The sequence below is a fragment of the Candidatus Pantoea edessiphila genome (assembly GCF_002933355.1).
Lineage (GTDB): Bacteria > Pseudomonadota > Gammaproteobacteria > Enterobacterales > Enterobacteriaceae > Pantoea_C > Pantoea_C edessiphila.
Genome location: NZ_PDKU01000001.1, coordinates 290,648 through 314,753 on the forward strand (window position 1 = coordinate 290,648; position 24,106 = coordinate 314,753).

Sequence of the window (24,106 nt, forward strand, 5' to 3'; positions counted from 1 at the left end):
AAAAATTTAAAGTATCATTATTTTATTAACCATATTTGCGCTCGAAATAATGCATAAAACTAGTTAGTGTTTTAACTCCATCCAAAGGCATTGCATTATATATCGATGCACGTATCCCTCCGATTGCACGGTGTCCTTTAAGTGCAAACAACCCTTCTTGAGATGATGTTTCTAAAAATAAATCTTCTAATTTACTATTTAATAATTTGAAGGGAATATTCATAATAGACCGGTTTTTTTCAGAGATATTATTTTGATAAAAATCACTCTGATCAATAGTTTCATAAAGAAGATTAGATTTTATTTGATTAATTTTATTTATTTTAACAACACCACCTTGTTCTTTTAACCAATCGAATACCAATCCTGCTAAATACCAAGAAAAAGTACATGGGGTATTAAACATAGAGTCATTTTTAGCTAAAATTTTATAGTTAAGGATTGATGGGATGTTTGAATTAATATTTCGTTCTAATAAATTTTCGTTTATTATAACAACTGTTAAACCAGCAGGACCTATGTTTTTCTGAGCACTAGCATAAATAACTCCATAACTGTTTATATTAATAGGAGTTGATAATATATTTGATGACATATCAGCAATTACTATTTTCTCTCCAAAATCAGGCTGTTCATGAATAGCAATACCATCAATAGTTTCATTAGGGCAATAATGTAAATAGGCTGCGTTATCATTAATATTCCAATTTTGCATTGGAATAATTTCATTTTTATCATTGTTGATAATTTTCACATCTATAATATTAGGTAAGCAATACTTTTTAGCTTCCTCTATTGCTTTGTTAGACCAGTATCCTCCATTTACATAATCAGCTGTAGAGAATAATCCAAGTAAATTACAAGGTATTGCTGCAAATTGTGCTCTTGCGCCACCATGACAAAATAGTATTTTGTAATAAGGAGGTATTTCTAGCAATTCGCGAAAATCTTGAATGATTTTTTCCGCTATTTTGATAAAGTGCTTACTGCGATGACTAATTTCCATCACAGAAACTCCTAAGTTATTCCAATTAGTTAACTCTTTTTTAACGCGATACAGAACTTCAATTGGTAACATTGCTGGTCCTGCACTAAAATTATATATTTTTTCCATTTGTTCCTGCTAACTATTTTAGTAAATTATTTTTTATTAATATTGAATATTTACGAAAACGTAATAAATATTTATGATATGTTAGATAATTAGAATTAATTTTTTTAATTTATTTGAAGTATTATTAATATCTCAATAAATTCTTTTAGTAAAAAATTATATTTTTATCAATTTATTTTCTGTATATTGTTCATATAGGGACTTAAAACTTTTGGTATTATAATTGCACCATCTTTTTGTTGATAGTTTTCCATAACTGCTGCTAATGTTCTTCCTATGGCAAGAGCTGAGCCATTTAAAGTATGAGTTAATGAAATTTTTTTATTTGAATTACGATAACGAGCTTTAATTCTACGTGATTGAAAATCTTCCATGTTGGAACAAGATGAAATTTCTCTATAATTATTTTGTGAAGGAAACCATACTTCTAAATCATATGTTTTAGTTGCACCAAAACTCATATCTCCAGTACATAATAATACTTTACGATATGGCAAGTTCAATAATTTTAATACTCGTTCTGCATGATTTGTTATTTCTTCTAAAGCATTCATTGATGTTTCCGGTTTCACAATTTGAATTAATTCAACTTTATCAAATTGATGCATTCTAATTAAACCACGTACATCACGTCCATAAGATCCTGCCTCAGAACGAAAACAAGGAGTATGAGCAGTTAGTTTTATAGGTAAATGTTCTTCTCTAAAAATTTTATTTTTTGCAAAATTAATAAGTGGTACTTCAGAAGTAGGTATAAGATAGTAATTTTTAATTTCCGATTTATTTTTTATATTATGTATGTGAAATATATCTTCACTAAATTTTGGTAATTGTCCCGTGCCGTATAAACTTTCCTGATTAACTAAATAAGGTACATAAGTTTCTAGATATCCATGTTCTATGGTATGGAGGTCAATCATAAAATGTCCTAAGGCACGGTGTAAAAGAGCAATTGGTCCTTGCATTAATACAAATCTAGAACCAGTTATTTTTGCTCCGGAAATAAAATCTAAACCATTATTTATCTCACCTAATTCCACATGATCTTTGATTTTAAAATTGAACTTTCGTAATTCTCCCCAATAACTAATAACAAGATTTTCACTATTGTTTTTACCAACAGGAACTTCATCTGCAGGTAAGTTAGGTAATTGTACAAGAAAATCTTTAATTTGATTATGTAATTCATTTAATTTTATTTTACTATAATCTAATTTAGATTTTAATATCTTCGATTCCATACATAATTCATTGATATTCTGTCCACTAGCTTTAATTTTACCAATGTATTGCGATTTGATTTTATATAATATGGTTAATTGCTCAGTTTCTCGTTGTAATAATTTGCGTTGACTTTCAAGAGAAATTATTTTTGCTAAATCCAAAGAAAATCCTCTTTTTCTTAATTTTTCTGCTACTATTTGTGGTTGAGTACGTAATAAAAATGGATCTAGCATAACTATCCTATACATTTAAGATTTTGCATAAATATATTAAACAATGTTAAAAAAATAATTTCAATGATTGATTTTATTTAATTTATAATTTTACTTTGGATTGTAGCACATTACTATAATAGTAGATTCTCTATATATTAGGATGTGAAATGATTAAAATATCAAATTTAAACATAATTTGTAATATAAATCATTACTTTTCGAGTATTTTTTATGATAATGCTACAAAGTTCAGCTAGTTAATTTTAAACAAGATTGTATCTTATTAAGATTAAATTCTTAGAAGTATTTTATTAAAACTATTTTAATTTATCACTTAGTGTGATTCCATTTAAAATTTCTGATGTAAATTCTGATTCCTGAAATTATTTTAGCAATCATCTTATCTACTTCAATTACTTCAATGAAGCTTTTTCTTGTACATTTATTCTAATGTTAAGATAAATTTATACAATCTACTAATACAATCTACTATATAGGTAATACATCTTATCAAGAAGATACGTTTTTCATAGTATTATGAAATATAAGTCAAATTAGTAAATAAATGATTATCATCTATATTTTCAGTAATATTTATTTTAATCTATTATTTTTTGACAGTATCCTACATTAATTTATACTATCATTTGATTTGTAGAATAAACAAAAAATTTTTGAACTAATTATTTGCTATATTTATTGTTAATTTTAAGCAATTACTATTAATACTATTTTGTTTTCTAATGGATCACAATAATATGTTATTTATAAAAACATTAAAATAAAACATATGATAATTCAATAATATTATAAAATTTATTAAATAATAAAATTTAAATTAGAAAATAATAATTATAAAAAAATTGAACTACAGATCAATAATAGATAAATTACATATTTTGAAAAATTATTAATAAATATAATATTATTTACAAATAAATTAAAAAAATAATTTTGATTTTTTTAGATTCTAATAATTAGTAATGAAAATATATTTTTCATTTTTTGAGGTTAATTATGAAAAAGTTTTTATATTTACCTGCATTAATTTGTACCTTAATATTAGGTATAGCAAATGCAAACATCACTGTATCCGGTGGTACTGCTCATGGAAATTCAAAAAAAATACCTATAAATTCAAATGGTTTTAATATAAGACATCGTTATGAGAATAGCAAATATTTTCCAATTAGCTGGATGAATTCATTTGTATATACTAAAGTAAGTAAATTTGAAAATAAATTTTATTTAAAAAGTCAATATTACAGTATTGATACTGGCCTAATGTATCGTTTGAATAGTTGGTCTAGTATTTATGGAGGAATGGGTTTAGCTTACAGCAAATTTCAAAGTAGACATGTAGTTGTAATAGGAAATAAATTTATTTTTAAACGTTTAGGATTGTCAGTCATTACAGGAATCCAATTTAATCCAGTGAAAAATTTTGTTATTGATATAGGTGTTGAAAAAGGTATTATGAAAAGTGGTGTTATAACTAATATAATTGCTGGTATAGGTTATAATTTCTAGATTTTTGTTAAAGACGGTTCTGTATATGCCGTCTTTTTACATATACATATAAAGAAATATATTAGCTATCATATTAGATATTAGAACATTATTGATATTTTGTAATCAATAAATTGGTAAAGATACAAATGTAATCTTAAGAAATAAATATCATTTATTAAATAATAATATTAGGTAAAGATATAAATTTAAGACATTACTAATAATTATAGTATATTGTTTTATTCCTATAATTTGTCGTAATTAAAAATAGTAAATTCACTGCTTATAAAGAAATTAAAATAATTAATTCTTAAAAATTATATAATACTTATAGTAGAAATAAATTATATATAAAGATTTCAAATTATTAATTAAAAAATAAAATATTCAGTATTATGAATAAATACAATTCATTTTACAAAAATTATTCATAATATATTCATAATATATTGTGAGATTATCTTGATATCTTTAATAAAGACTATGTGAAATTGATATATAAATCAAGTATTATAAAAAATCAATTTAATATATTTGTTTTCTTAAAGAAACTAAACATACTTACATGATTTATTTTTTACTCTTGTTAAAGATCTAATATTTTTAATCAATATTAAACCATTAAATCTGTAAATTTATTTGTTTATTTTTGAGTTGCTTTAATATTCAAAAATAATTTATAAACACTGATTAAATAATAACATATAAAACATATTAATATTTACGTTATATATTTCTTAGATATTATTATTTTGTTTGTAATACTATTATTTTAAATTCACCCATACCTAATACTTTCATAAAAACAATCACTGTTTTAAAACAATCACTGTTTTTTATATGTTTATGAATTAAGTTATAATTAAATTTTTTATTTATTAACATCAACAACGAGCTATTTTTTATAAAAAATATCATAAAAATTCTGTTTTAATTTTTGTGTATCTACTGATTTATTTTAAATAATAAAAATTTTAAGGAACATGTGTTAAAATAATATTTAATATTTTTATTCATAATAATTGTAAATTCATGTGTTTTATAATTTTAAACACTCAGATAAATTTAATTATTAATAATAATTAATTAAATTAAAAAATACTATAATTTTTTATATGATAAAAATAATTTATTTATTAAGTGATTTACATCAATATTATTAATAACACCTTATTGCACTCCTAATTTATAATTAAGGATATTATTATGAGTGATCCTTTTAAAATTTTAAATAATATTCGTACATTACGTGCTCAGACTAAAGAATTGCCACTTGCTGATTTAGAAGAAATTCTTGAAAAATTAACAGTTGTGGTAACTGAACGTCGTGAAGAAGCTGAAACAGAAGAAATTCAAAATAGAGAAAAGGAAAAAAAACTATCTAAATATCGTAAAATGCTCTTAGAAGATGGTATTGATCCTAATGAATTATTAGGTATAACAGAAATTAATAAAAAACGTAATAAACGTACTCCAAGACCAGCTAAATATTATTATACAGATGAAAATGGTGAAAAAAAATCATGGACTGGTCAAGGTAGAACTCCGGTAGCTATTAAAAAAGCTATAGCAGAAGGTAAAAATTTAGATAGTTTCCTATTATTGATTGATTGAATAGAATCAAATTATTAGCTGAGAGCCCTTTTGGGGACTCGGCTTCTTGTTTTTTTTGGAATTATTTTATATTAAAATATTACACGACTTATAGTGTACAATTATAAATACTAGCTGCGTAATATCAAATAAATCTACTAAAAATAATAATTTTTTAGAAAAATCAACTTACAATATCACATTTTATCTCACACTACATACTTGACAATTTAAATCTTTGTTTATTTTTATATGATCAAACTTTGAGTTTAATGCATCGTAGATTAATAAACTAGCTTTACTCATTGTACCATAATCAGTCAATAATTTAATAGTTTCTATTGACTGCATTGCACCAATTATACCTACAATAGGTGACATAATACCTTGTTGTATACAATTAAGACTATCTCTAGTGAAAAATTGACTAATGCATCGATAACATGGTGTATCTAATCTCCAATTAAAGACACTTAAATGACCCTCCATGCTAATTGCTGCTCCAGAAACCAATGGAATTTTGTATTGGTAACATAGAAGATTAATTTGTTCTCTAGTTTTAATGTTGTCAGTGCAATCTATAATAACTTGTTGTCTTATAATTATTTCTGACATATTTTGATTTTTTAGTTTATCATTTACTAAATTAAGTATACAGTGCGGATTAACTTTTGAGAGATCTTCCGCAGCTGAGTAAACTTTAGGGGTATCAATATCAAGATCATGATGTAAAATTTGGCGTTGAAGATTAGATAATATCACAGTATCAAAATCAATCAACGTAACTTCCCCTATTCCTGCAGCTACTAAATAAATTGAAGCTGCACAACCCAATCCTCCCAAACCAATTATAGCTACTTTACTGGATTTGATCTTTTGTTGACCATCAAAATTAAATTTATTTAATTTTATCTGTTCAACATAACGTAATATTTCTTTTTTATTATTTAAACTTATCATTTAACTCTTAAGTAATTGATTAAAAAGCTCAACTTGTACTAACTCTCCAATTTCTATATTACCTCTCTCAGGCTCTAATATAATGAAACAATTAGCCTTTGAAAACGAACTATAAACATGTGAATCTTGTACTCCTGTTGAATGTACTTCCATTTCATTATTATAGTTTTGAGATAGAAAACCTCTTTGAAACTCAGTTAAGCCAAGTGATTTTTTTAAAGTTGTTGCAGTTCGTACCTTATGAATTTGTGTTATAGATGGGGAGGTTTGTCCCATACATTTTAAAATAAAAGGTTGTGCTAAATGGTAAAATGTTACCATAGCTGAAACAGGATTACCGGGCAAACCAATAAACCAACTTTTATTTAGATGACCAAATGTAAAAGGCTTACCAGGTTTTATAGCTACTTTCCAAAAAATAATTTTACCTTTCTCTTCTAATACTTGTTTAATAAAATCAGTTTTACCAATCGATACTCCTCCAGTGCTAATTATTATATCAGTATAATCATCCGCTTGTTTGATCATTCCTCTTATATAATTAGCATTATCTTTTGCAATACCTAGATCTATAACTTCACAACCTAATTTACTAAGCATAAGAGCAATAGAAAAACGATTAATATCATAAATTTGATGAATTTTTATATTTTTTCCAATATCTTGCAATTCATTTCCTGTAGAGAAAATTGCAACACGAAGTTTGCGTATTACATTAATTTTAGTAATGCCTAATGAAGCAATTAATGGCAACTCAGATATACTAAGTTTTACACCTAAATCTACTATTAAATCACCACATTTAATATTTTCACCTTGCCAACGAATATTTTGTCCTAATATACCAGGTTTGGTAATAATTATATTATTACCAAATTTTTTAGTATCTTCTTCTTTAATCACTAAATCACAATACTGTGGTATTAAAGCGCCAGTAGTTATTTGTATTACGCTATTTTTATGCCAATTGCCCTGAAACGGTTTACCAGCTAATGAATTACCATTGATTTTTAACAGATGATTAATTTTAACATCCTTATATCTTATAGCATAACCATCCATAGCCGAACTATTAAATGATGGTAAATTAATAGGGGATATTATTTTTTTAGATGTAATATAACCTAATGCATCAACAACTCTTATTCTTAAAGAACCTTTTATTGTTTGAGCATGTGTTAACATTATTTTCTTAGCATTTTTGAATGATATTAATTTTTCAATATAAATGTTCATTTAAATAATCATAACATAACAATAAAGTAATTGATTATACTTCCGTTATTATAAAAATAATCAACTTTTTAAATATAAATTTTAATTTATTGTAAATTAATAAATAGTGAAGTAATATTATAGTGAAGTGACATCAATGATATGTTTTACAACTATAATATATTAGTAATAAAAAGAAATATATCAAAATCAATTGGCAATAATATTTAAAAACAAAATTAAATAGTTTAAGTACATCAATATTGATTTTTTATAAAAAGACTAATTATATTACTATAATTAGTTAATAGCAATAAAGAAATAGTTAAATTAAAAAAATTCATTTTGGTTTAAAAACGATTAGATGATTTTTAATAATCATTTTTAATGAATAAATTATTATAATCTTAATTACGTTATTCCTGACAAACAAGCAATTATTGAATTAACAATACAAAAATAAATGATTAAATTCAAAAAACAATTATAATTAATTCTTTTAATAACATCTTTTACTTAAAGTTAATAAACGCAAATGATAAAAGCTAAAAGTATTCTTTTTATAATAGTATTTACTATAGAAACATTTTCCTTAATTACTACTCCTTATAGCATTTATGCTAAAGAAATTACACCTTTACCACCTAAAATTAACGCTAAATCTTGGATCCTTATTGATTATGCTAATGGTAAAGTATTATCAGAATTTAATTCTGACAAAAGACTTAATCCGGCTAGTTTAACTAAAATGATGACTAGTTACGTAGTAGGACAAAAAATTAAAAATGGTACAATTAAATATGGAGATTTAGTAACCATAGGTGAAGATGCATGGGCTCCTGGAAATCCATTATTACAAGGATCATCTTTAATGTTTCTCAAACCAGGTGATCAAGTATCTGTATATAATTTAAATAAAGGAATTGTTATTCAATCTGGTAACGATGCTTGTATAGCATTAGCTGATCACATAGAAGGTAGTCAAGATGCATTTGTTGATTTAATGAACTACTATGTCAAAGCATTAGGATTAAAAAACACTCATTTTATGACAGTACATGGTCTTGATGCAGAAGGACAATATAGTACTGCCCGTGATATGGCATTAATTGGGCAAGCACTAATTCGTGATGTTCCTGAAGAATATGCATTGAATAAAGAAAAAGAATTTACTTTTAATAAAATTAAGCAGATTAATCGGAATAAATTACTATGGAGTCGTATTTTACAAGTTGATGGTATTAAGACTGGTCATACGTTAAGTGCTGGAAATAATTTAGTAGCTTCTGCTATAAAAAATAATACCCGTTTAATTTCAGTTATACTAGGTTCTCCTAATGAAAATATTCGTTTTAGAGATAGTGAGAGATTATTAGTTTGGGGCTTTAATTCTTTTGAGACAGTAACACCTATTAAAGCTAACAAACTTTTTATACAACAAAAAGTATGGTTTGGAAACAAAAACAAACTTGATATTGGTGTGAATAAAAATTTATCTTTAAGTGTGATTAAAGGCCAAGAAAAAGATATTAAAATTTATTTTACTTTACACTCAAAGCGTTTAGAAGCACCTATAGTCAAAAATCAAATAGTTGGAACTATTGATTTTCAAATTAATGGTCAACATATAGAACATTGTCCATTGATAGCACTAAGTGAAGTTACGAAAGGAAACTTTTTAAGTAGATTTATTGATTTTTTAATCATAAAAATGAGCAATTGGATTAGTATCTTGTTGCAATATATTCATTAATTATTGATTTTTTATATATATTATTTTGATATGTCTTTGTATTAACATGCAATTATTAAGATTTATTATTCTTATAATGTAAAGTAAGAACATTGCAGTAAAGTAATTTCAAAAATTGATTTTTTATTTCTTAAGTCTTATATCAACGTAATAGCTATTTATATAAAACTAGGTTAACCAAATATTAGTGTCTGGAGATTTAATGAAATCAATTACTAATTTAATTTGTAATCATCGTTCTATTCGCAATTTTACTAATCAAGCAGTTAGTAATGAGCAATGCAAACAGATAATTGAAGCAGCGCAGTCAGCATCTACATCAAGTTTTTTACAATGCTATTCCATTATACGTATCAGTGATAAATTATTACGTTCTGAATTTGCGATATTGTCAGGTGATCAAAAATGGATATTAGAATCTGCTGAATTTTGGGTGTTTTGTGCTGATTTTAATCGCCATATAGAAGTTTGTTCTAATGCAAAGTTAGGCTATATTGAATATCTAATTATTGGTTGTATTGATACTGCAATGATGGCACAAAATGCGATGATTACAGCAGAATCCATGGATCTTGGAGGTGTTTTCATAGGTGGTATTCGTAATGATATTGAAAAAGCTGTAAAGTTATTATATTTACCGAAGTTTGTATTGCCACTATTTGGACTTTGTTTGGGTTATCCCCAATACATACCCGAAATAAAACCTAGAATACCATGGGAAGTGATTGTTCATGAAAATAAATACCATCCCTTAAATCAAAAAATACTAGAAAGATATAATTTAGATATTAAAAAATATTATCAAAATAGAAGCAATAATAAACGTAATGATACTTGGAGTCAATTAATCAAACAATTAATGATTAAAGAAATGCGACCATATATGTTGAATTATTTACATAAACAAGGTTGGGGTATATATTAAAAAATTAAAAAGATAATAGTAATATGAGGTGTTGAATAATGAAAATAGCTATTTTATCACGTGATAAAACACTTTATTCTTGTTGTCGCTTAATTAAGGTAGCTCAAAATTGCGGACATTTTATAAGAAATATTAATCCTTTATTATGTTATATCAATATTAATCCTATATTACCTAATATCTATTTACATGGCACAATGTTAGAACATTTTGATGCTGTTATTCCTCGAATAGGTATATCTAGTTTTTTTTGCGGCATTAACTTATTGCGTCAATTTGAAATGTGTGGAAGTTATTCACTTAATACATCAATAGCTATAACTAAAGCACGTGATAAACTGTTTGCATTGCAGTTATTAGCAAAGGCAGGTATTGATATCCCAATAACTAGTTTTGTGTCTTGGCATGAAGATACTAAAAATTTAATTGATTTAGTAGGTGGTGTTCCTTTAATACTGAAACTAGTAGAAGGTACTCAAGGAGTTGGGGTAGTAATAGCTGAAACATCTAGAGCAGCAGAAAGTATAATAGATGCTTTTCGTATCATGAATGCTAATATTTTAATACAAGAATTTATTAAAGAAGCTGATGGTTGTGATATTCGTTGTTTAGTTATTGATAAAAAAGTAGTAGCTTCAATTAAAAGACAATCCAAGATAGGAGATTTTCGTTCTAACTTGCATAGAGGAGGTAAAGCTTATCAAATTGAAATTACTAATCAAGAACGTGATATTGCAATAAAAGCAGCTTCGATACTAAATTTAGAAGTAGTAGGAGTTGATATTATCAGATCTAATAGAGGTCCGTTGGTTACAGAAATTAATGTTTCTCCAGGTCTAGAGGGTATTGAAACTGCAAGCGGTTTAAATATTGCAAGTATGATAATTGACTTAGTTGAAAAAAGATGTTGTTATTCAAATAATAAATAAAAATTTTATTTATATACATAATCTATCGACTACGAAAAGTAATTCTTCCCTTACTTAAATCATAAGGAGTTAATTCAACTGTTACTTTATCACCCGTTAGGATTCTAATATAATTCTTTCTCATTTTACCGGAAATATGAGCAGTTACGATATGTCCATTTTCAAGTTCTACTCTAAACATAGTATTCGGTAAAGTATCTAGTACAGTACCCTGCATTTCAATATTATCTTCTTTGACCATCAGATCCTCTAACTTTACATTAATCAAATCAAGAAATGAATAAAACAATTTTGTAAATTTATTATTAGTTTGTTTTCTTAAGTAATCTTGATTATAAAGTATACATTATTCTAGTATGACTTTAATTAAAAAATTACTAACTTGAATATTTATCAATAAGTATACCTAAAACTTGTTATTTTATTAAATTTTAAAAATATAAAAATATTTTATTAATTATTTTTTGATAAGCAATCTAGATAAAATTCAGCATCAAGAGCAGCCATACAACCAGTACTAGCGGAAGTTATTGCTTGTCGATAAATATGGTCTGTTACATCACCTGCAGCAAATACGCCATCAATGCTAGTTCTAGTTGCATTACCATTTAATCCCCCTTTAATTTTTATATACCCATTTTCTAATTCTAATTGATTGTTTAAAAAATTAGTATTTGGAACATAGCCAATTGCAATAAATATTCCTACTACATCTAAAATGATATCTTGCTGCTCATCTACGTTAGAACTTAATTTCAATCCGGTAACTCCTGTTTCATTCCCTATGATATCCTGTACTGTATAATTCATGTGCAAAACAACTTTGCCTTCTTCTATTTTTTTCATCAATCTATCAATTAAAATCTTTTCAGCATTAAAAATATCACGACGATGAACTATATGTACTTCAGATACTACATTAGATAGATAAAGAGATTCTTCAATAGCAGTATTTCCTCCACCAATTACTGCTACTTTTTTATTTTTATAAAAAAAACCATCACAAGTTGCACAATAAGATACACCTTTACCTCTAAAATTTTCTTCTGATTTTAAACCGATATAACGAACTGATGCTCCAGTTGCTATTATTAGTGCATCACAACTGTATGCATAATCACCCGATAAATGAAAAGGACGACTTTGTAAATTAATATTTTCAATATGATCGAAAATAATTTCTGTATTAAATTTTTTAGCGTGTTGATACATTCGTTCCATCAATAATGGACCTGTCAAATTAGAATGATCTCCTGGCCAATTTTCTATCTCATTAGTAGTAGCAAGCTGTCCTCCTCTATCCATACCAGTGATTAGTACAGGATTAAGATTAGCTCGTGCAGCATAGATAGCCGACGTATAACCCGCAGGACCGGATCCTAAAATTATTAATTTGCAATGTTTTTTTGTTTTCATATATTACTCTATAAATTAATCTTGATAGATTTGATGATTACTAAATTATATAGTAACACAATTTATATTGTTAAACATAAATTATTAATATATTAGTTACATTGATTATTAGCTATATTTATCAATAAAAAATGTTTATTTCTTAGTTAGTAATATTACAAATTATATTGCTAAAAAATAATGAAACAAAACGACTAAACTCACAAATTATATAATACATTACTTAGTACATAAAATAAATTATTAAATAACGTAGTTAATAAGTTAATATTTTGTATCTATTGGTAATCAATAAATTATAAACACAAAAAATCAAGTTTTGCATACTGTTAATAATATTAAATCATTGATATTATTCCAATAAATAAAATCAATGTATATGTAAATATACAATAACAAATATAATATTAAATATTTTATTTTTATGTTATCTATATACTTTTATTTTCATATAAAAAGATATTTAAAAAGTAATTTCCCATCGTATTTTCAATAATAAAAAATTAGTTACTATAATAAGAAATTATGTTTTTTAACTAACGAATAGATATATCATTAATTTTTATACAATTTCTATCATATTTAATTATCTATGTGATGAATAAGTAATGCAATCACTGTTTTTTATTAATTCTGTAGCATAAGATACTGGAAATAATTGCTCAAACTATTTTACGATAAAGATATGTTTTTTTTGATTTTGTAGTGCTATATGGAAATCATATTAAAGTTAAAATATTAATTTATAGTACCATAATACAGTTCAATATGGTAAATAACAATTCAAATTGATAATAAAATCCATATGTCAATTCAGAAATTAAATATCCTTTAACAAATTTTCTAGAACATTTTTAGTAGTTTGCAATATATCACTTGTATTGTTTTTAAGATTGGTTATAGTTAGCTAATGAATTAATGGTAGTAAAATTGAGTTTTGGTATTAGATAAATAACTTTCAAGGGTAAATTATTTAGAAATTTGAATCATCATTTATGAACGTTGGTCTATTTTTATACATCAAAGAATAATAATTAATATGATTACGTCTAACTTAAGGTAAACATTTCTATACTGTCATAAAAAATAAAATCAAACACGCTTGACAATTCATTAGTGAAATAATATAGGTTAATCTTGGTAAAATGCAAAAATAATTTCATGATATAGCATGAGTTTGACAATTATGATGATACATTTCGGATAACAATATTTTATGAATTATAAATTCACTATTCATTATAATTTTATATTAAATTATACAACTTATTAATATGATAGCATACATCAATATTTATGTTGTATGATTGTTTACTATTAGTGATTTTAAGGATGTTATATAAATGAAACAAAATAAAAATCAACCAACTAATTTTATTCGTCAAATTATAGATAAAGATTTAGCTAACAATAGATATAAAAAAATACGTACCCGTTTTCCTCCTGAACCAAATGGTTATTTACATATTGGTCACGCAAAAGCTATATGTCTAAATTTTGGTATTGCGAAAGATTATAATGGTACATGCAATTTACGTTTTGATGATACAAATCCTGTAAATGAAAACATAAATTTCATTGATTCTATAAAAACTGATATACAGTGGTTGGGTTTTCCTTTAAAGGAAAATATTTATTTTACATCAGATTATTTTAATCAAATGTATCAATATGCAATTGAACTTATTAATAAAGGTTTAGCGTATGTAGATGAACTAACAATAAAAGAAATTCAGGAATACCGTGGAGTTTGGAATAAATCAGGCATAAATAGTCCCTATAGGAATAGACCTATCAAACAAAATCTATTATTGTTCGATAAAATGCGTAATGGTAATTTTCAAGAAGGCACAGCATGTTTACGTGCTAAAATTGATATGTCTTCTAGTTGTATGGTAATGCGAGATCCAGTATTATATAGAATTAAATTTGTTAAACATCATCAAACTAACTATAATTGGTGTATTTATCCCATGTATGATTTCGCTCATTGTATATCAGATGCTTTAGAAGGCATTACACATTCATTATGTACATTAGAATTTTCAGATAACCGTCGTCTTTATGAGTGGATTCTAGAACATATTTCTATCAATGTATATCCAAAACAATATGAATATTCTAGATTAAATTTGGAATACTCAGTAATGTCAAAACGAAAATTAAATCAATTAATCAATAAAAATTATGTCACAGGATGGGATGATCCAAGAATGCCTACCATTGCTGGATTACGTCGTCGAGGTTATACAGCTTCTTCAATTCGTAAATTTTGTCGCATAATAGGAGTAACAAAACAACAAAATCTTATTGAGATGAATTTATTAGAATCATGTATTCGTGATGAACTTAATCAAAATGCACCTCGTGCAATGGCTGTTTTAAATCCAATAAAGTTAATCATTCAAAATCTTCCAATAAATTATAAAAAGAATATCACAATGCAAAATCACCCAAAAAAAACAGAAATGGGTACTCGTGAAGTAAGATTCAGTAATCAAATTTGGATTGATAGAGCTGATTTTCGTGAACATTCTGGCAAAAATTATAAACGTTTAGTTCTTGGGAAAGAAGTTCGTTTACGTAATGCATGTGTGATTCGTTCTGACTATGTCATTAAAGACAAAGAAGGAAATATTAATTGCATCTATTGTACATGTGATTTAAATACATTCAACAAATATAAAACTAATGATATCGGCATTATTCATTGGGTTTCAACATTGCATTCATTACCAGCTGAGTTTCATTTATATAGTTATTTGTTTACAATTCCAAATCCAGAAACAGAAGAAGATTTTCTGATCAACATAAATCCAAAATCACTAGAAATTAAATATGGATATGTAGAGGATAGTATTCAAGATACGTATCCAACTGAAACTTATCAATTTGAAAGAGAAGGTTATTTCTGTATTGATAAGTCTAATTCCAGTAATTTAGTATTTAATCGTATCGTTAGTTTACGTGATCATTTTACTAAATTTTCATCGTTTTAATTCTTAATATTTCTAATATTCTTTATATATTACATTCATTTAAAATTTGTTTTACCCATTTATCTACTCGATCTTTAGTAAGATCCGGCTGACGATCTTCATCAATAGCTAGCCCTAAAAAAAAATCTTTATTTAAAATACCTTTTGAAGACTCAAAGTTATATCCTGTAGTAGGCCAATAACCTATTACTTTTGCGCCATTAGATACAACAATATCATTCATAATTCCTATTGCATCACAAAAATACTCTGTGTAATCTTCTTGATCACCACAACCAAATAATCCTACTTTCTTTCCATCAAAATTAATTTTTTTTAATATCGGAATGAAATCATCCCAATCACATTGTAACTCCCCATAATACCATGTTGGACTACCCATTAAAATGATATTAAACATTTCTAGATCTTGCTGATTACTTTTGGCTATATCATAAATATTTGCCATATTATGCCCTAATTGTTTATGTATCATATGTGCAACATTTTCAGTGTTTCCAGTATCACTACCAAAAAAAATACCTATTTTTGACATATAATAAACCTTATCATCAGTATAATTTATGCAATATAACAAATCATCACTTTAATGATTGCTAGTATTATTATTTTAATAATCTATATGTTATGCATTTATAAAATGTTTGATTTCTAAAATATCCACTTAAAATTAAATATACTACATTTTATTAAAATTGAGACTATAGATATATAAATAATTTTTAAAAATAAAAATATTCATTATTGTTAAAAAAACAATGTATTAATTAATTTTGAAAATAATGTTAAGTGTAAAATATTATTAATGAATTAATTTAAAACTTAATTTGTTTCTCCATAGCTAATATACAATTAATATGCTTAGAAAGCTTCACTTTATATATGATATTTCTTTCTAATGATATATCTAATGTTTGATATATCTATTGTTATGTGCTCTTGTAACAAATAAAAATTGAAAAAAATTATTCCTGTTTATTTAAGAATAAACATCTATAGTCTAATAATCATTCAATAAAAAATATTTTTCAATAAAATTTTTAATATTATCAATATTTTAAAATTTATAATTAATTAATTATTATTAAATGCTTCATGCAAAATTTCAAAACATTTTTTATTATTTTTTACGATAATAAAAATTCATGACTAAGGAAAAGAATTATTTCTAATTTAATAAATATTTAAATATTGCCAATAATATTAATTGATTCCAACATATTTTTAAAAAAATTCCTCACTTGGTTATTTTTATCCACTGCTTTCAATAATAATGAAATAATTTTCACTTCTACAATAAACAAACGAATTATTTATAACTTATACATAGAGCAATTGATGTACAAACTATAAAATAGAAGCATTCTATTTACTATTAGCATTATGATAAAATATAGTTAATACTCTAAATTATTTACATACAACAACTATTGGATTTTACATGTCTAAATAATACTATATAAATAAATAACACAGTTATTTACTCATAAATATATTACAATATAAAATATTTTATACATGTCACATTGACATTAAATAAAATGTAATCAACCGAATAAGTAATTTAATTAATTGACCTAATTGTGTAATCTTATTTGCATTAACAAATAAATTATTTAATTAACAAAAATATGCAAGACTGAATCTTAAATTACATGTAATAAATTTTGTACCAATTAATTTTGATATAAGGAAATTATTTTTATATTTTATACGGTTACATAAACAATTAAATATCATATTTTGGATTTTAATAAAGTTGATGTAAAATAATTTAAAACCAATCACTACTATTTTTTATAGTATAATAATTCTTCAATAGCACAAAAAACGCATGTAATTAAAAAAATAAAATACTACAATATATTTTATATCTTATTGTAATTTAGAATAAGATTCTTTCTAAGAATATAATCAATTTATAATTATCTAACTCACACGTTCTAAATAATAATTTTTAGAACTATTTTACTAAATATTTTATGAAAATATATAATAATAACAATCATCAAAAAATTTTAAGATTTTTTAATATAATAATTGCGATCTCTTTATTTTATAGCAATTTTTTTAGTAATCATTATAATTGACATTATCAAATTGATTTTAATTAAGAATTGTTAGCTACAATGAAGAAATCAAGACCCATCAATTTAAAATTGTCGACGATTAATTTTCCTATTCCAGCTATATCGTCTATATTACACCGGATTTCTGGTGTAATCATATTATTTGTTTTTGGTATTTTTTTATGGTTTTTAGATTTATCTCTTTCTTCTTTAGAAGAATTTCAATATATTACATCTATTTTCAATAGTTTTTATTTTAAATTTATCAGTTGGTTAATTTTCACTATCTTAATATATCATATAATTAATGGAATTCGTCATATATTAATGGATTTTAGCTGTTTATCTGAGACACTAAAAACTAGCACTTTCTCAACTTACATCGTATTTAGCATGACTATAATTTTGTCTATATTAGCAGGAGTGTTCATATGGTGAACAATACATTTGCTTTGAGTCGCAAGGGTATTCAAGATTGGTTAATATTAAGGATAGCAGCAATAATTATTTTTCTATATATAATTTATATTTGCACTTTTCTAATTCATGTAGATGAATTAAATTATTATACTTGGCATAATTTTTTTCAACATACTGTAACTAAAATATTTACTATGCTAATGATATTATCTGTTCTTATACACGGTTGGATTGGAGTTTGGCAAGTATTAACAGATTACGTTAAGTTAGTATTTTTACGCCTTATAATACAATTGATAATTATATTAGGGTTAATATCATATGCTATTTATGGATTTATTATAGTTTGTGGAGGATAGATGAATTTACCAATTAGAAAATTTGATGCTATTGTGATAGGTGCTGGAGGTGCAGGAATGAGAGCTGCTCTTCAAATTGCTAAATCTGGACAACATTGTGCTTTATTATCAAAGGTTTTTCCTACAAGATCCCATACAGTATCTGCACAAGGTGGTATAACTGTCACTTTAGGTAATGCACATAAAGATAATTGGGAGTGGCATATGTATGATACTGTGAAAGGATCTGATTACATAGGTGACCAAGATGCAATTGAGTATATGTGTAAAAATGGTCCAGAAGCAATTTTAGAATTAGAACATATGGGATTACCTTTTTCACGTTTTGATAATGGTCGTATTTATCAGCGTCCATTTGGAGGGCAATCAAAAAATTTTGGAGAACAGCAAGCTGCCCGTACTGCTGCAGCTTCTGATAGAACTGGACATGCTTTGTTACATACCTTATACCAGCAAAATTTAAAAAATCAAACAACAATTTTTTCAGAATGGTATGTATTAGATTTAGTAAAAAACATAGATAACGCAATAGTAGGATGTATCGCTATTGAAATTGAAACTGGTGAGATTGTTCATTTTAAAGCTAAAGCTACTATACTAGCTACTGGTGGAGCGGGTCGAATATTCCAATCTACAACTAATGCCTATATTAATACTGGTGATGGTATAGGTATGGCATTACGTGTGGGAATACCAGTACAAGATATGGAAATGTGGCAATTTCATCCAACTGGAATAGCTGGTGCAGGAGTTTTAGTAACAGAAGGTTGTCGTGGTGAAGGTGGATATCTCTTAAATAAACACGGTGAACGTTTCATGGAACGTTATGCACCAAATGCTAAAGATCTTGCTAGTAGAGATGTAGTAGCCAGATCCATTATGATAGAAATTCGCGAAGGTCGTGGTTTTGATGGTGCTTGTGGTCCACATGTCAAATTAAAGCTAGATCATTTAGGAAAAAAAAATCTTGAATCACAATTGCCAGGTATTCTTGAATTATCTTATACTTTTGCTAACATTGATCCTATAAAAGAACCTATACCAGTCATTCCTACATGTCATTATATGATGGGTGGAATTCCGACTAAAATAACTGGTCAAGTAATTAAAATTAATGAAAAAGGTGAGGATTTCATTGTTCCAGGTTTGTTTGCAGTAGGTGAAGTTGCTTGTGTATCAGTGCATGGAGCTAATCGCCTTGGGGGAAATTCATTATTGGATTTAGTAGTATTTGGTAGAGCAGTTGGTTTATATTTACCTAAAAGTATTGAAGAACAAGGAGAGTTAAAAGATGCTTCTAAAGAAGAAATTCATGATGCCATGGTACGTTTAAATCATTGGGAAAATAATACAACAGGAGAAAACCCATTTGATATTAGAAAAGAGCTACAACAATGTATGCAAAATAATTTTTCTGTATTTAGAGAAGGTAAATCTATGCAACATGGTATTAATGAATTAAAGATTATACGTGAAAGATTAAAATCAGTTCGATTATATGATCATTCCAAAGAATTCAATACACAACTTATCGAATGTCTCGAATTAGATAATTTAATGGAAACAGCTTATGCAACTGCAATGGCCGCTAATTATCGAACTGAAAGTAGAGGAGCACATAATAGATTTGATTTTCCTAATAGAGATGATAAAAATTGGTTATGTCATAGTATCTATCTTCCACAAACTGAAAATATGACTCGTCGCCAAGTTAATATAACACCTAAATTTCGTAATTCTTTTCCACCAAAGGTACGTACTTACTAAATTGAGTAAAAATAGTTATGAAACTTTGGTTTTCAATTTATCGTTATAATAGAGAAATAAATAAAACACCATACATGCAAGATTATACTCTTGAGATCGAAGATAATCGTGACATAATGGTATTAGATGCATTGATCTCTTTAAAACAACAAGATCCAACACTATCATTTCGTCGTTCTTGTAGAGAAGGAGTATGTGGTTCTGATGGTATAAACATGAACGGTAAAAATGGATTAGCTTGTATTACTCCTTTATCAAAATTAAAAAATAAACAACATAAAATTATTATACGTCCTTTGCCTGGATTACCAGTTATAAGAGATTTAGTCGTTGATATGAGCCAATTTTATGCACAATATAAGAAGATCAAACCTTTTCTAATAAATAAATATGAAAATCCAACACGTGAATATCTTCAGTTACCGGATGAACGTGAACGTCTTAATGGATTATATGAATGCATTCTTTGTGCCTGTTGCTCAACTTCATGTCCTTCATTTTGGTGGAATCCAGATAAATTTATTGGTCCAGCTGGTTTGTTAACACTCTATCGATTTTTAATCGATACGAGAGATACAGAAACAAAAGAACGTCTTGATTCGGTAGGTGATTCATTTAGCGTCTTTAGATGTCATAATATAATGAATTGTGTTAGTGTTTGTCCAAAAGGATTGAATCCAACAAAGGCTATTAATCAAATTAAATTAATGCTGTTAAAATGTGATAGTTAATAAGTAAATCATTTAAAAAATATCTTTGAATTATTGAAACATTTTTGTGATTTAATTAATTTTTCGAAACTTATTATGATAATTAATATCTAAGGGATTATAATGCATAATAGAGCTATCAAATCCTGGCTAGAATCTTCCTGGTTAGCTAATATGGACTATCGTTATATAGAAAAGATCTATGAAGATTTTTTAAAAAACCCTAATTCTATTGATCAACAATGGAGTGTACTATTTAGAACAATAGCAGGAACGGAAATTCAATTAGAGCAGATACATTCTAGTATACGTAATCATTTACTCTGCTTAGCACAAGAAAAATATCGTTTCAATTCTACTTATCCTGAGGATAATTATAAAAAGTTACAAATTATACAATTAATTAATGCTTTTCGTTTTTATAGTCATAAATGTGCAAAATTAGATCCATTAGGCTTGTGTAAAGAAGATCTAGTTGCAGAACTAAATCCTAGCTTTTATGAGTTAACTCCCGATGATTTAAAAAAAAATTTTGATATTAGCTTTTTTACAGGAAAAAACGAATCAATAAAATTATCTGATTTAATTGATAGTTTAAAAAAAAGATACTGCGGTTCTATTGGTGCAGAATATATGCATATCAGTAGCAATGAAGAAAAAATTTGGATTCAAAATTATATTGAATCAAATAGTTGCTATTCTGTATTCAGCAAAGAAGAAAAAAAAGAATTCTTAAAAGATTTAGTTTCAGCTGAAGGATTGGAAAAATATTTAGGTGCAAGATTTCCAGGGGCAAAAAGATTTTCTTTAGAAGGAGGCGACGTATTAATTCCTTTATTACGTGAAATAATCCGACATTCAGTTAAAAATGAAACTAAAGAAATAGTAGTAGGTATGGCTCATCGTGGTCGTCTTAATGTATTAATTAATATCTTAGGTAAAAAACCTAAAGATTTGTTTGATGAATTTTCTGGAACAAATAAAGAAAATTCTGGTACAGGAGACGTAAAATATCATATGGGATTTTCCTCTAATGTAAGAATAGAAAATGGTTTGTTACATCTAGTACTGGCATTCAATCCTTCTCATCTTGAAATTATTAATCCAGTTATTATGGGTTCAACACGTGCTAGAATAGATCGTGCAATCAATAACGATAAAATATTGCCAATTACAATTCATGGTGATGCTGCTGTTATTGGTCAAGGTGTAGTACAAGAAACATTAAATATGTCTCAAACACGAGGATATGAAGTAGGTGGTACTGTACGTATTATAATTAATAATCAAGTGGGTTTTACTACATCAAATACTAAAGATTCACGTTCAACTAAATATTGTACAGATATTGGTAAAATGATATCAGTACCTATTTTTCATGTTAATGCTGATGATATAGAAGCTGTATTATTTATTAGTAGATTAGCTTTAGATTATAGAAATCAATTTAAACGTGATGTATTCATTGATTTAGTATGCTATAGACGTCATGGTCACAATGAAGCTGATGAACCGATGGTAACTCAACCTTTAATGTATAAAAAAATAAAACAACATCCTACTGCACTTAAAATTTATTCAGATTATTTAAGTAATAATGATATTATTTCTCAAAAAGAAATAAATGACATTGTGATTTCTTATCGTACATTACTTGAAAAAGGTGAATGTATGATATCAGGATTATATCCTTCTACAAATTCATCTATTTGGTCACTATATGGCAACAAGAAATCGGAAGAAGATTATAAAACATATATGGATGAAAATTATCTCAAAAATTTGTCAAGAATTATTAGCCATATTCCTATAGAAATAAAAGTGCAAGAACGTGTAGCTAAAATTTACAAAGATCGTAAAGAAATGGCAGAAGGTAAAAGAAATTTTGATTGGGGTGCAGCTGAGAATTTAGCATATGCTTCTTTAATTAGTCAAGGAATTTCAGTACGTCTTTCAGGAGAAGATTCTAGTCGAGGTACTTTTTTTCATAGACATGCTATTATCCATAATCAAATTGATGGATCGACGTATATTCCCTTAGACTCTATATCAGCAGATAATAAAGGAAAATTTAGAGTTTGGGATTCTGTTCTGTCAGAAGAAGCAGTCCTTGCATTTGAATATGGTTATTCTATTACTGAACCAAGAGTGTTGAATATCTGGGAAGCTCAATTCGGAGACTTTGCGAATGGAGCACAAGTAGTTATTGATCAATTTATAAGTTCTGGCGAACAAAAATGGGGTCGCATGTGTGGACTTGTTATGCTTTTGCCTCATGGTTATGAAGGTCAGGGTCCAGAACATTCGTCTGCACGTCTCGAAAGATATTTGCAGCTTTGTGCTGAACAAAATTTACAGGTCTGTATTCCGTCTACACCTGCCCAAATATATCATATATTACGTCGTCAAGCTATAAGAAAAATACGTCGTCCATTAATTATTATGTCTCCAAAATCACTACTTCGACATCCATTAGTTACATCAACATTAGAAGAAATGGCAAATGGACAATTTCAGCTAGTAATTGATGAAGTTATCAATGTAGATAAAGAAAAGATTAAACGTTTAATAATGTGTTCTGGTAAAATATATTTTGATTTAATGGAGCAAAAGAGTAAAAACAAACAAGATACTATTGCTATAGTACGTATTGAACAACTCTATCCTTTTCCATATCAAGCGTTAACTGCATTATTAGTATCTTATTCAAATGTTAAGGATTTTATTTGGTGTCAAGAAGAACCCTTAAATCAAGGTGCATGGTTTTATATTCAATATTACTTTAGTAAAATTATACCAATAAATGCTAAATTACGTTATGCAAGTCGTCCTGCTGCTGCTTCACCAGCTGTGGGCTATACGTATTTACATCACAAACAGCAGAAAGAGCTCATAAATAGTGCACTAACGTAAATAATAAGGAAAA

General features: G+C 26.4%; 18 protein-coding genes. 11 read left to right on the plus strand and 7 right to left on the minus strand.

Annotation, left to right across the window (positions count from 1 at the left end):
* Window positions 1–25: 25 nt before the first annotated feature.
* Both serC and serS read right to left on the minus strand, forming a co-directional pair.
* Entirely contained in the window at window positions 26–1,114 is a 1,089-nt protein-coding gene (gene serC / locus CRV10_RS01355; RefSeq protein ID WP_136130026.1) for a 3-phosphoserine/phosphohydroxythreonine transaminase, read from the minus strand.
* A gap of 167 nt (window positions 1,115–1,281) precedes the next feature.
* Window positions 1,282–2,571 (minus strand): serine--tRNA ligase, encoded by a 1,290-nt coding sequence (gene serS, locus CRV10_RS01360; RefSeq protein WP_136130027.1) that lies wholly within the window; start codon window positions 2,569–2,571, stop codon window positions 1,282–1,284.
* A gap of 999 nt (window positions 2,572–3,570) precedes the next feature.
* On the opposite strand from serS, the gene CRV10_RS01365 reads away from it, so the two are divergent.
* Window positions 3,571–4,083 carry a porin family protein gene (locus CRV10_RS01365; RefSeq protein WP_136130028.1) on the plus strand — a complete coding sequence of 171 codons (513 nt, stop codon included), beginning with the start codon at window positions 3,571–3,573 and terminating at the stop codon, window positions 4,081–4,083.
* Window positions 4,084–5,271: 1,188 nt separating this feature from the next.
* Window positions 5,272–5,679: an H-NS family histone-like protein gene (locus CRV10_RS01370; protein ID WP_136130029.1), complete on the plus strand. Its 408-nt coding sequence runs from the start codon at window positions 5,272–5,274 to the stop codon at window positions 5,677–5,679.
* A gap of 183 nt (window positions 5,680–5,862) precedes the next feature.
* Here CRV10_RS01370 and moeB read toward each other — a convergent pair whose 3' ends face one another.
* Together moeB and moeA are read right to left on the minus strand one after the other, a co-directional pair.
* On the minus strand, window positions 5,863–6,618 hold the full coding sequence (gene moeB / locus CRV10_RS01375) for a molybdopterin-synthase adenylyltransferase MoeB (RefSeq protein ID WP_136130030.1): 756 nt from the start codon (window positions 6,616–6,618) through the stop codon (window positions 5,863–5,865).
* Complete coding sequence (gene moeA / locus CRV10_RS01380) at window positions 6,619–7,854, minus strand: molybdopterin molybdotransferase MoeA (RefSeq protein ID WP_136130031.1); 1,236 nt, start codon at window positions 7,852–7,854, stop codon at window positions 6,619–6,621. It lies immediately after the preceding gene.
* A gap of 514 nt (window positions 7,855–8,368) precedes the next feature.
* On the opposite strand from moeA, the gene CRV10_RS01385 reads away from it, so the two are divergent.
* From CRV10_RS01385 to rimK, 3 genes are all read left to right on the plus strand, one after another.
* Window positions 8,369–9,586 (plus strand): serine hydrolase, encoded by a 1,218-nt coding sequence (locus CRV10_RS01385; protein WP_136130032.1) that lies wholly within the window; start codon window positions 8,369–8,371, stop codon window positions 9,584–9,586.
* Window positions 9,587–9,788: 202 nt separating this feature from the next.
* Window positions 9,789–10,511, plus strand: coding sequence for an oxygen-insensitive NADPH nitroreductase (gene nfsA / locus CRV10_RS01390; RefSeq protein WP_136130033.1), 723 nt, complete (start codon window positions 9,789–9,791; stop codon window positions 10,509–10,511).
* A 38-nt stretch (window positions 10,512–10,549) separates the two neighbouring features.
* Window positions 10,550–11,440, plus strand: coding sequence for a 30S ribosomal protein S6--L-glutamate ligase (gene rimK / locus CRV10_RS01395; protein ID WP_136130034.1), 891 nt, complete (start codon window positions 10,550–10,552; stop codon window positions 11,438–11,440).
* Window positions 11,441–11,462: 22 nt separating this feature from the next.
* Here the strand turns inward: rimK and infA are convergent, their stop codons facing one another.
* Window positions 11,463–11,681, minus strand: a complete 219-nt coding sequence (gene infA, locus CRV10_RS01400; protein ID WP_136130035.1) for a translation initiation factor IF-1 — start codon at window positions 11,679–11,681, stop codon at window positions 11,463–11,465.
* Between the two features lie 212 nt (window positions 11,682–11,893).
* Window positions 11,894–12,856, minus strand: coding sequence for a thioredoxin-disulfide reductase (trxB, locus tag CRV10_RS01405; RefSeq protein ID WP_136130036.1), 963 nt, complete (start codon window positions 12,854–12,856; stop codon window positions 11,894–11,896).
* A gap of 1,343 nt (window positions 12,857–14,199) precedes the next feature.
* Between trxB and glnS the strand changes: the two genes are divergently transcribed.
* Window positions 14,200–15,855, plus strand: a complete 1,656-nt coding sequence (gene glnS, locus CRV10_RS01410) for a glutamine--tRNA ligase (RefSeq protein ID WP_136130037.1) — start codon at window positions 14,200–14,202, stop codon at window positions 15,853–15,855.
* Window positions 15,856–15,877: 22 nt separating this feature from the next.
* On the opposite strand, the gene fldA is transcribed toward glnS, so the two are convergent.
* A complete protein-coding gene (gene fldA, locus CRV10_RS01415; protein ID WP_136130038.1) occupies window positions 15,878–16,390 on the minus strand; it encodes a flavodoxin FldA in 513 nt (170 codons plus the stop codon).
* Window positions 16,391–17,984: 1,594 nt separating this feature from the next.
* On the opposite strand from fldA, the gene sdhC reads away from it, so the two are divergent.
* The 5 genes from sdhC (at window position 17,985) to CRV10_RS01440 (ending at window position 24,093) form a co-directional block, all read left to right on the plus strand.
* Entirely contained in the window at window positions 17,985–18,362 is a 378-nt protein-coding gene (gene sdhC, locus CRV10_RS01420; protein WP_241971806.1) for a succinate dehydrogenase, cytochrome b556 subunit, read from the plus strand.
* On the plus strand, window positions 18,356–18,703 hold the full coding sequence (gene sdhD / locus CRV10_RS01425; RefSeq protein WP_136130040.1) for a succinate dehydrogenase, hydrophobic membrane anchor protein: 348 nt from the start codon (window positions 18,356–18,358) through the stop codon (window positions 18,701–18,703). The genes sdhC and sdhD overlap by 7 nt, the downstream gene beginning before the upstream one ends.
* A complete protein-coding gene (sdhA, locus tag CRV10_RS01430) occupies window positions 18,704–20,470 on the plus strand; it encodes a succinate dehydrogenase flavoprotein subunit (protein ID WP_136130041.1) in 1,767 nt (588 codons plus the stop codon). It begins immediately after the preceding gene.
* A gap of 17 nt (window positions 20,471–20,487) precedes the next feature.
* Window positions 20,488–21,201: a succinate dehydrogenase iron-sulfur subunit gene (locus tag CRV10_RS01435; protein WP_136130042.1), complete on the plus strand. Its 714-nt coding sequence runs from the start codon at window positions 20,488–20,490 to the stop codon at window positions 21,199–21,201.
* A 102-nt stretch (window positions 21,202–21,303) separates the two neighbouring features.
* On the plus strand, window positions 21,304–24,093 hold the full coding sequence (locus CRV10_RS01440; protein ID WP_136130043.1) for a 2-oxoglutarate dehydrogenase E1 component: 2,790 nt from the start codon (window positions 21,304–21,306) through the stop codon (window positions 24,091–24,093).
* Window positions 24,094–24,106: the final 13 nt, after the last annotated feature.

What these genes read in the sequence shown, in the direction of transcription:
- serC (WP_136130026.1), bottom strand. Translation starts at nt 1,114, where the DNA reads ATGGAAAAAATATATAATTTTAGTGCAGGACCAGCAATGTTACCAATT.
- serS (WP_136130027.1), bottom strand. Translation starts at nt 2,571, where the DNA reads ATGCTAGATCCATTTTTATTACGTACTCAACCACAAATAGTAGCAGAA.
- CRV10_RS01365 (WP_136130028.1), top strand. Translation starts at nt 3,571, where the DNA reads ATGAAAAAGTTTTTATATTTACCTGCATTAATTTGTACCTTAATATTA.
- CRV10_RS01370 (WP_136130029.1), top strand. Translation starts at nt 5,272, where the DNA reads ATGAGTGATCCTTTTAAAATTTTAAATAATATTCGTACATTACGTGCT.
- moeB (WP_136130030.1), bottom strand. Translation starts at nt 6,618, where the DNA reads ATGATAAGTTTAAATAATAAAAAAGAAATATTACGTTATGTTGAACAG.
- moeA (WP_136130031.1), bottom strand. Translation starts at nt 7,854, where the DNA reads ATGAACATTTATATTGAAAAATTAATATCATTCAAAAATGCTAAGAAA.
- CRV10_RS01385 (WP_136130032.1), top strand. Translation starts at nt 8,369, where the DNA reads ATGATAAAAGCTAAAAGTATTCTTTTTATAATAGTATTTACTATAGAA.
- nfsA (WP_136130033.1), top strand. Translation starts at nt 9,789, where the DNA reads ATGAAATCAATTACTAATTTAATTTGTAATCATCGTTCTATTCGCAAT.
- rimK (WP_136130034.1), top strand. Translation starts at nt 10,550, where the DNA reads ATGAAAATAGCTATTTTATCACGTGATAAAACACTTTATTCTTGTTGT.
- infA (WP_136130035.1), bottom strand. Translation starts at nt 11,681, where the DNA reads ATGGTCAAAGAAGATAATATTGAAATGCAGGGTACTGTACTAGATACT.
- trxB (WP_136130036.1), bottom strand. Translation starts at nt 12,856, where the DNA reads ATGAAAACAAAAAAACATTGCAAATTAATAATTTTAGGATCCGGTCCT.
- glnS (WP_136130037.1), top strand. Translation starts at nt 14,200, where the DNA reads ATGAAACAAAATAAAAATCAACCAACTAATTTTATTCGTCAAATTATA.
- fldA (WP_136130038.1), bottom strand. Translation starts at nt 16,390, where the DNA reads ATGTCAAAAATAGGTATTTTTTTTGGTAGTGATACTGGAAACACTGAA.
- sdhC (WP_241971806.1), top strand. Translation starts at nt 17,985, where the DNA reads ATGAAGAAATCAAGACCCATCAATTTAAAATTGTCGACGATTAATTTT.
- sdhD (WP_136130040.1), top strand. Translation starts at nt 18,356, where the DNA reads ATGGTGAACAATACATTTGCTTTGAGTCGCAAGGGTATTCAAGATTGG.
- sdhA (WP_136130041.1), top strand. Translation starts at nt 18,704, where the DNA reads ATGAATTTACCAATTAGAAAATTTGATGCTATTGTGATAGGTGCTGGA.
- CRV10_RS01435 (WP_136130042.1), top strand. Translation starts at nt 20,488, where the DNA reads ATGAAACTTTGGTTTTCAATTTATCGTTATAATAGAGAAATAAATAAA.
- CRV10_RS01440 (WP_136130043.1), top strand. Translation starts at nt 21,304, where the DNA reads ATGCATAATAGAGCTATCAAATCCTGGCTAGAATCTTCCTGGTTAGCT.